We start from the raw sequence: 9,349 nt of genomic DNA, 5'->3' as shown, positions 1-9,349 counted from the left end.
TTCGGTCAGGAAGTAGATACCACCCATAGTAAACGAATGTTTATTTTTAAGTTCGATCAAAAGGGAAATGTCCTGGCCAATACGGCTACTTTAACAACGGTTCAGGATATGTATATTTTACCTACTAAAGAACTGTTGTTGTTCGGGTACGGACATTATGCTAATCGTCCGATGGATAAAGCAGCGGATGTCACCGTAAGTTTTAAAAACCGCGATAATTTTTATACCGCGGTTTTAAGTCAGGATTTAAAACCAATTTCCTCGCAAAGTTTTCAGTTGTTGGTTGGACATGAATATGAAGTGTTCCTGCATTATTTTAACGGAAGAGGGTACCTCACCGGTGAATTGTGGGGTGTGCAAACCATTCCTGCCAGTTATATCGATAAAGCATTTAAAGCGGGATCTCTCTATGGTGGTGGAGCCTTTTGCGGACGCCTGGTGAATTATTGATGTAATTTTTTTGCCTGACGTTCAGTTTTATTTAAAAACCTGTGTGTAATATTTGGTTTTGGTTTTTTCTATACGCCGTGCCTTACCATTTTTTCGTTTGTACGTAATTTCAACTCGCTTATAAAAACCGGTTCCCATTAAAATATGATCATATCCATACATGTTTTTTCGGTGTCCATCTGAACTAATCCATCCAAAAAGAGCGCCTATATTCGTTTTATAACCAACGGCCACATTTTCGGCATCAAAAGAGAATTTTTCTGATCGGGATTTAAAGTTGACATGGGTACAGGGACCGCCTTTTTGCGCTTGATACCTGGCATGTTGTGAGGCTGCTTTGTTTAAACGAATTGAAGCAATGAGCGGATGGTGTCCACTGATAATTCTGCTAAAATTGAAGCACAAATTATATGCTTTTTCAGAGAACCACATTCGTTTAATTTTTACCCTGGTAAATTCCCCTACAGGATGAAATTTATTATCCTCAAGGATATGTGCTTCTTGGTCGGGCAGATTTATTATAGGAGATGTGTTTAAAGTTCCTCCTAGCGGTAGCAATAAGATCTGGATGAAAAATAGAGCATTCATGACAGTTTGGATTTAAGTGAAACATAACATGTAAAGCTCTTGTCATAAAAATCAATTTCTCCTTTTTACTTTTTTAAAGGGAGTATGTTTCATTTTTGGTAAGGTTTATAACGCAAATAGAATGCGTTCTGATTTTGTAAACATAAAAAATCCCCTTCCGATTACTCTTCCGGGGATTCCTTACTCGCGATGAAAAAAGCGATTATTGTTTTATGAACCTTGCTGTAGAAAGGTTTTCTTTTGTTTGAAATTGCAGAATGTAAATACCTGGACTCAAATCAGAAATGGGAAGGGTGGAATTGGATAATGTTGAATTCCTGATCAATTTTCCTTCGCTGTTATATATGAAATAATTCCCATTTGAAATTCCGTTTAAATAAATGATGTCATTGGCCGGATTAGGAAAGAGGTTGAGTTGTTGACGGTGGTTTTCATTTACTCCCACATTATTAACCTCAGAGTAACGCACCCAAAATCCATCATAGCCTGCAGCCGTTGGCGCATTTTGCGTATTGGTGTAACTTACAAATGAAGGCGTGTAATTGTACATGCCGCCTACATGAATATCAGCGTTATTGTCGATGAAAATAGTTCGCGGATTTATCCATCCTCCTCCATTCCCGGATCCCATATCCATGGCATGTTGGTATACACCGTTAGTGCCGATTTTAACAATTACAGAAGTCCCCACCCCACTAAATTGCTCTACCGCTGCTCCCGGATCGAAATCGACTTGCCCGGAACATTCTGATGCCAGATAAATCGTGTTCCCCGAAAAATCGAAATCGTAGATGTTATCATAATAGCTTAATCCTCCATACGTGTAATTCCATTGAAACGTGCCATTGGAAGAGAATTTGCTTATATAAGCATCGTAACCTCCATTACAGATTTTTTCTACTACGTTTCCTGAAGGATCAAAATCAATGGTGTCTGAAAAATATCCGGAGACATATACATCGTCAGAATTATCCAGTTTAATTTTATGAATCCCCTCTTTATCATCACTACCAAATGAAAAATAATTGGTGAGTGAAAAACTATTGTCGTAGTTCATAATAAAAACATCGCTGTTTCCGTTGGAATTCATGGTTAACACATTTGAATTTTGGACAAAAAATATGGTGTTTTCAAATTCCCCACCTATGTGAATGTTTCCGGTAGAAGAAATAGCAATTGTTTTTACAGCCTGATAACCTGTTCCTTCAAATGTAACCGCCGATTGAAATTGTGATGCGGTATCTAATTCTATCATAAATCCATCCATTAAATCGCTAGACGTTACACTGTTTGTTCCGGCGCCGGGATTTAGGTCGGCATAATATCCGTATTCTCCAACGGCGTATAGTTGGTCGCCTTTAACGGCTACATCATTTATGAAACCATAAGGACAGTTTAAATTGGCTGCCCAAATTAAATTACCGTTGGTATTTAGTTTAATAAGGTAAGCATCTAGACCGGCAAAACTCAACGTATGTGTACCGGCACCCGGGTCGGCGTCAATACTATATCCATATTGACCAAAAATATATACTGCTCCTGCATCATCAACATGTATTCCTTTACATGTAGCTAAATCGGATGAACTAAAAATTTTGGTCCAGATTAAATTGGAATTGGCATCGTATTTCGAAACGAAAGGGTTACCATTGGTAGAGGATAAATTTGCTACGCCCGCACCAAAATCCATATCCTGCGTTCCATTGGCTAAAACGCCGGCAACAAAAATATTTCCGGAGTTGTCTTTTGCAATTTCCACGATATTGTCCGTATCGGCTCCCTGAATCGTGTTGAGTTGTTCAATTTGCACTACTTGTGATTGTGCTGCCAGTTGAATGCAACATGCGGCTAAGAAGAGTAATCTTTTTTTCATGGCGATTAATTTTTGACAATTCTAGCCATGTTACATTTAAGGACACCATTCCGTTTTACGAAATGTGGTTTTGGTTTAACGAATTGTAAAAATCAGATTTAATCCTTAGCAAAATGATTTAAATTAAGGAGTTCCCGGACAATCGGAACATCCGCTTCAGCCCAATCCAGTGCCATTAGATCCGCTTTTCCTACCCATACTATTTGTTGATGTTCCAGCACCTGGAATTGGATGGTTAAAGGTTTACATAAAAAAGGAATCAATTCGATATGGAGTCCGTTAGGATAAAGGTGGCTTACAGGTGTAAGTGGTGCTTGAACTAAAATATCTATTCCTAATTCTTCACGGATTTCCCGCACTAACCCATCCACAGCATGCTCTCCCTTTTCAAGTTTACCACCGGGAAATTCCCATTTTAATGGCATGGCCATTTTTTCGGAACGTTGTGCGCATAGGATCTTACCCTCGGAATGAATTATGGCACAAACAACAGTAATCACATCTTCAGAAATAAAGTTTATTCAACAACAGCTTTCGTTCCGAATTTAATCAATGAATTGCTGATTGAAAAATAATACACGCCCGATTCCAGTTGTTTTATAAATGGAATTATTTGATCGCCGCTGCTAAGATTTAAATTTTCAGTGTGTACGAGTCGACCCGAAATATCGTAAACCGAAAGGTTAAATAATCCATCACCGGAGGTGCTTACGAACAAACGATCTTGGGCAAACTGAACGGCATTATTTTCCGTATTGCTTTCGGAAATACCGGTGAAGTCGGCATGTAAACGGAATGTTGCTACTACCGGAAGGTGATCTGAAATATTAAATAGTGCTTGTGCAATGGCTGCAGAAACTACTCCATTAGCCGGAGCATCGGTTATTGCTGCGTTAAAGTGATTACCATCATTACCGTAGGCTTTATACGTATTGCTTAGTATTTTCATTCCACCCGTTCCAACGAGTGTATTGTAATTGACATGAATCAAATCAAAACGATCATCCAGTCCACCTGTACTACCTCCGCAACATCCGGAATTTGCACTGGTACGTGTACTTTGCGTATGAATGGTTGAAAATGCACCGTTGTTATTCCAAAATCCAGGCATATTAATCGGATCGTAAAATTTTACCGAGCATGCCGTTGAAGTAAATTTTGTGTACCATGCTTCTGTACTTGAATACACATTGCAGTCACCGGCAAAAATTAAATTACTGGTAGAAGGCAATGAAGAAATAGCGCTGCAGAATGCGTTAATTTCGTTTAAGCGATCTGTTTCATCGCTGGGTTGATTTCCTGCTTTTAAATGCGCTGAAAACACGCTGAAAAAGATGGTGTCGGTACCGGAGATCGAACGCAGGTCGTAACGGGTTATGTCGCGCAGGGTGGTGCTGATTTGGTATTGGCCAACCAGAAATAATTTATCGGCGCGGTAAAAGAGCATGTTATCGGTATCGGGACCATTTACAAATGCAGCGCGTGCATAATTGGTTTGACCATTTACATTTAAAGCAGAGTCGAGAATTTTAGTTGCACCAGTTGCATCGTTCAATTCCTGGATCACCATAAAGTCGGGTTGATAATCGCCCACTACTAATTTGATATCCTGCCAGCGACCACGATTAGCGTCGGTTCCGGAATAATTCAGAATGTTGTGCGACATGAATTTTAAATCGACTGTTTGGCTGTTCCCCAAAAGACATACCAAGCCCAGTGCTGCAGAAAGTAGTGATCTCATACTTCAAATGTAATCAGCAAAAGGCTTATAATTGAAAAATTGGTCATAAAAAAAACCGATTATATCAAAATTTAAGGTTCCGTTAATCCAGCATCCATAAGACTTTCCCTCTTTTCACCGGGTGATGCATATGCGATTACCATTTCCAGATCCACTGAACAGCCAGCGTTCGTGGCGATTCAATTTTCATGGGACGAAGCATATAACTTTTATTCAAAAGATTATTCGCAACAATGGAAATGCGATGTTGCTTCGTGATTTCGTATCCGATTCGCGCGTCGTGAATAAGATTTGCACCTTGGTGATTTTTCCAGTAATCGGTAATTAAAATATCCTGATAATAGGGTAGAGCAGCTGTTAGTAGTTCTAAGGTCTCAAGGGCTTTGTCGACATTTTTCATACTCGAATACAACCTGGCGCTATATCCACAACTGAATTTTTTCCATTTTAAATCCAGATCAATTTTAGCAGTGTGCTGAAAACGGTATTTTAAAATTCCCTGTGTACTATCCATGGAAGTGGTATTGTAACTTAGCGCCTGTGCACCTCCGGGTGCATTATCGTAGGCATAAACGTAATCTTTCTGCATGGCTAAAGGCACAACGTAGGTATAGCCACCTAAAAAGGTGATTTCAATATCTTTTTTTATTTCTGCTTTTCCCATCATGGAAATATCTATACCTCGTACTCTGGTATTACCGGTATTTAAAAATTTAAATCCTGCAGGTGCAACAGTCACATCCCATAATCCAAATAAATATTCAATGGTGTTTTGATACTCCTGATGAAATCCGGCCAAATCGAAATAGCCCATGAATTTTTTGAATTTGAACCCTTGTTTTATTCCAACTTCATACGCCGTACTTGTTTCGGGATTGAGATGTGGATTGGGGAATACACCAAATGTGCCGGTGTTTAATAAAATATATCGTTCCGTAATGGTAGGAAACCGGAATCCTTGTCCGTAGGAATAACGTAACCATGTGGCCTTCATTACACGCAGGTTTAATCCCGCTCTGAAAATGGGTTTAACCACACTTTCCGTTTTATTCATTTCGAAATATTCCATTCGGAATCCTGCGGATAGATTTAAAATCTTCCACATTTTTTTATCGAATTGAGAATACCCTGCAATATTAATTAGTGAATTTTTCGGCGATCCTCCTCCGGAATAGATTTGAGCATTACTATGCGCATAGGTACTCACCACTCCTGCCGTAAAATTAAAATCGCTGATCCATGGAAACTGACGCTGAAACTGGTATTCGCCGTAAAATAATTTACTGTTGTTGCTTTGATTATTGCTAATGGTATTGTCGTTATAAAATAACCGCGTACGTAAACTGTGTTTTATTCCTTTGCCATTGGCGTATTGAATGAACGGATCGAGATTAAAAATTTTTTGTTGCTGCAATGAAATGGCACCGGGGTACGCACGGTAAATATTAGCGCTGTCGTCGAGCCAGGCCAGAGCGAAATTGGTATGGGAAATCATTCCGTTGCCGGACAGACCAAAATTTAGTCCTTCAATTTTTTTTGAGCGGTAACGCAAATTGAAATTAAAACGTCCTCTTAATTTTTGTAGATCTTTTTCGCTGAAGTTGGTTAAGGTATCGGTAACTCCGGGGTCGGTTTTTGGGGGACCAATATATCCGTGATCATAAAAGAAATTTCCTCCGGTTACCAAATCAAGATTTTGTTTGATGATGCGGGAATGGAAAAAATTAATTCCTCCATAAAGAGGTGCCTTGTCCCACCATTTTGCTCCTGCAATTTCAGGTTTACTGTAAAATCCCGTAGTGTAATTAATTTTCGTTTGTGGTTCGGTAGTTGGCCATGCAGTGCGGATATTAATGACTCCACTCAATGCCGATGATCCGTAAAGCACCGATGAGGCCCCTTTTATCACTTCGATCTGATCCAGATTTTCTACAGGGATAAATCCCCATTCGGGCCGACCCGCATCTCCGCTTAACATCGGCATTCCGTCAACCACCACCGCAACGCGACTCCCAACTCCAAATGTAAATCCACTCCCCCCACGAATCTGAGGTTCCTGGTCGAGAATGGTTAATCCGGGCGTTTGTTCCAATGCCGTTTCAATGGAAGTGGTGTTTTTATTTTCGACTAACTGGGGTTTAATAATTTCCATCGATACTGTTAGATCTTCGATGTTCTGCTCAAATTTTCCTGCGGCAACAACCACCAGATCCAGCATCTGATCTTCAGGAATTAATTCCACATTCAGGGTGATGATTTTATCGGCTTCAATAATAAATTCAAGTGTATCATTTTGCATTCCTGTAAATGAAAAAACAGCATGATAATTTCCTACAGGCAATTCCAGCAAATATTCGCCATCCAGATTTGCCGCTGCACCTTTCAGGTTTTCCAATACAAGAAAATTTGCTCCCGGTAAGGCTTGTTTGTTTTCAGCATCAAGAATTTTCCCTTTTACAATTCCGGTTTGCGCAAATGCAGTTGCCGAAATTAAAAAGGAAAAGGCAAGAAGAAACGTTGGCAGTATAGCGATTTTCCGAAGCAAATTTTTCAATGATTGCTAATGGCTAATTTTCCGGATTGAGATTTATCCTGGTTGCTCCATCTGTAATAATACACTCCGGTAGAAAGTTCCGCTGAAATAAATTGAACACTACCATTGGAAATGGATTTACTGAGGATTTCCTTTCCTTGTAAGTCAAATAAACTAAACTGACTAATATTTCCTTTTGCGGAGGATAAATCAATTAAAATCCCATTGTTGTGATATAAAACAGAAATTGTTTTTTCATTGTTTTCATTTACACTCTGGGGATTAATGACGATACTTAATTCATCCACCCATAATTCTGAATTTAATACGGCGTTGTATCCGTTGGAAGAAGAGGCTAATGCAACACCAAGATCAGGAACCTGCGACAGGGAATAAATAAACGGAGCTGAAAAACGCGTCCATGTACTCACTGCTGTTCCGGGTGTAGAAAATAATGCTCTCCCTACTGTATCACCATTGGTGGCCAATAAGGTCATTTCTACCGTGCCATTATCTCCTGTGGCAGGATTACATTGGTAGTACCCCACTAAAGAGTCAGGACGATACGGATAGGCGAGTCCTCCGGTAACAGTCATGGCAACATAGTCGATAGTACCTGTAGTTAAAATCCCATTCGCTTCATTTTGGGGCGCAGGGGCGGTGGCTGTGACTAGTTTAACACAAGTGGCGCTGTTGTATCCCGGTGTGGTTTTAAAGCAGGTTTGACCAACAAACAAATCCAGAGGCGAAGGAAGTGTTGAATTCAATTGATTCCAATCGGTGGGACGATCCTTAGCTCCGGATGCATTGGTCCAGCTTTCGAAACTGGCATTGGGCAGCTGTTGGGCTTGTAATACAGTGGCTGTTAAACAACAAGCCAATAGGAATAAGTAACGTTTTCTCATAGCTGAAATTGTAATTCAAATATAATTTAAAAAACAGACTTAACCGGGACTTATCAATGGGAAAATGATGAAATGATAATACGTTTTTGTTCTTTTTTTAGGAAAAAAATGACAGATGTCTGCTAAATTTTATTGCAATCTGACCAATGTCACAATCCTTGGTTTAAGAATTTGCGTTCAATTCCTCTAATTTTATCAGGTATAAAACACACATTTCATGGAACAGAAAATTTTAGTGGCCGTAGATTTTACCGAAGTCAGTCATAATGCAATCGACGCAGCTTTGGATATTGCAGATCCTGCAAAAGATACGGTACTCCTATTGCATATTATTGCTTCCGAATCTGATCGGGCGGAGGCCGAATACAAAATGAAGTCACTGGTGGATAGCCACACCCACTCAGGTGTAAAAATATCTACGCTGGTAGTTGAAGGAAGTGTACTTAAAGATATAGGAAAGATAGCAGAATCTGCTGCTGCCACATTGGTGATTTTCGGAACGCATGGGGTGCATGGATTTCAAAAAATGTTTGGATCGAATGCATTAAAAGTTGTTTCTCATACCAAAGTTCCCTTGCTCATTGTACAGAAAAAAGTGAGTTTGAAATCGCCTAAACATATTGTTATGACGATTGATTTGGAAAGGGACAGTGTTCAGGTGGTAAAAGCGGCAGCTTCATTGGCTGAGCGTTTCAAATCTAAAATTCACCTGGTGGCGGGGCGACATGAAGATCCGCAATTTAAATCGATGGTATCGGTGAATCTGAATGTTTGTAAAGAGTATTTAACCCGTGTTCATGTTGATCATGAAGTCCACCTCCTCGAACGCGAACATTTCGTTGATCACCTTTTTCAATTGTGTCACGATATCCACGCAGAACTTCTTGCGGCAACTTATTATCCGGATACCATTAATTTGTTTTCTGCAAAATTTGTGGAAGGTCTGGTGAATAACCGAATGGGAATTCCTGTAATTACCATTGACGCAGAAAATACCGGTGCCGGATCACAATTTAGTTTTATTGCGGTTTAATTCTTTTTGAATATTCCGGTAGCGTGCATTTAAAGCAGGTATGTTTTCCTGGAGGGTGGATTCAATGACCAATTGAAATTCATGCATCAAATCGGGTTCGCGTTGCAAGATGCGATAGAGGACAGTCATAGCAAATGCCCGCTCGGCAATGCTTCTTGATGGATTACTGATAATAGAAAAACAGGTTTCAGCAGCAATGCCTAAATCTTTTTCAGGTATCTCTACA

9 protein-coding genes are annotated in these 9,349 nt (G+C 39.7%); 2 read left to right on the top strand and 7 right to left on the bottom strand.

Annotation, left to right across the window (positions count from 1 at the left end; all coding sequences use genetic code 11):
* A partial coding sequence (locus K1X56_13890) for a hypothetical protein (GenBank protein ID MBX7095808.1) occupies positions 1-450 on the top strand: 450 nt, incomplete at its 5' end.
* Positions 451-477: 27 nt separating this feature from the next.
* On the opposite strand, the gene K1X56_13885 is transcribed toward K1X56_13890, so the two are convergent.
* The 6 genes from K1X56_13885 to K1X56_13860 all read right to left on the bottom strand — a co-directional run bounded on the left by K1X56_13885 (position 478) and on the right by K1X56_13860 (position 8,090).
* Positions 478-1,038, bottom strand: coding sequence for a CAP domain-containing protein (locus tag K1X56_13885; GenBank protein ID MBX7095807.1), 561 nt, complete (start codon positions 1,036-1,038; stop codon positions 478-480).
* 202 nt (positions 1,039-1,240) lie between these two features.
* On the bottom strand, positions 1,241-2,911 hold the full coding sequence (locus tag K1X56_13880; GenBank protein MBX7095806.1) for a T9SS type A sorting domain-containing protein: 1,671 nt from the start codon (positions 2,909-2,911) through the stop codon (positions 1,241-1,243).
* A gap of 98 nt (positions 2,912-3,009) precedes the next feature.
* Positions 3,010-3,411 (bottom strand): (deoxy)nucleoside triphosphate pyrophosphohydrolase, encoded by a 402-nt coding sequence (locus K1X56_13875; GenBank protein ID MBX7095805.1) that lies wholly within the window; start codon positions 3,409-3,411, stop codon positions 3,010-3,012.
* 17 nt (positions 3,412-3,428) lie between these two features.
* Complete coding sequence (locus K1X56_13870) at positions 3,429-4,652, bottom strand: hypothetical protein (GenBank protein ID MBX7095804.1); 1,224 nt, start codon at positions 4,650-4,652, stop codon at positions 3,429-3,431.
* 136 nt (positions 4,653-4,788) lie between these two features.
* Positions 4,789-7,197 carry a TonB-dependent receptor gene (locus K1X56_13865; GenBank protein ID MBX7095803.1) on the bottom strand — a complete coding sequence of 803 codons (2,409 nt, stop codon included), beginning with the start codon at positions 7,195-7,197 and terminating at the stop codon, positions 4,789-4,791.
* Between the two features lie 5 nt (positions 7,198-7,202).
* A complete protein-coding gene (locus K1X56_13860) occupies positions 7,203-8,090 on the bottom strand; it encodes a T9SS type A sorting domain-containing protein (protein ID MBX7095802.1) in 888 nt (295 codons plus the stop codon).
* A 217-nt stretch (positions 8,091-8,307) separates the two neighbouring features.
* On the opposite strand from K1X56_13860, the gene K1X56_13855 reads away from it, so the two are divergent.
* Complete coding sequence (locus K1X56_13855) at positions 8,308-9,123, top strand: universal stress protein (protein ID MBX7095801.1); 816 nt, start codon at positions 8,308-8,310, stop codon at positions 9,121-9,123.
* On the opposite strand, the gene K1X56_13850 is transcribed toward K1X56_13855, so the two are convergent.
* The coding region (locus K1X56_13850) for a hypothetical protein (protein ID MBX7095800.1) at positions 9,097-9,349 on the bottom strand (253 nt) is incomplete at its 5' end. The genes K1X56_13855 and K1X56_13850 overlap by 27 nt on opposite strands.

This window comes from Flavobacteriales bacterium, from assembly GCA_019694795.1.
Lineage (GTDB): Bacteria > Bacteroidota > Bacteroidia > Flavobacteriales_D > UBA2798 > UBA2798.
The sequence above is the reverse complement of the archived record's forward strand: the minus strand, read 5'-3'. Positions and strand labels throughout refer to the sequence as shown.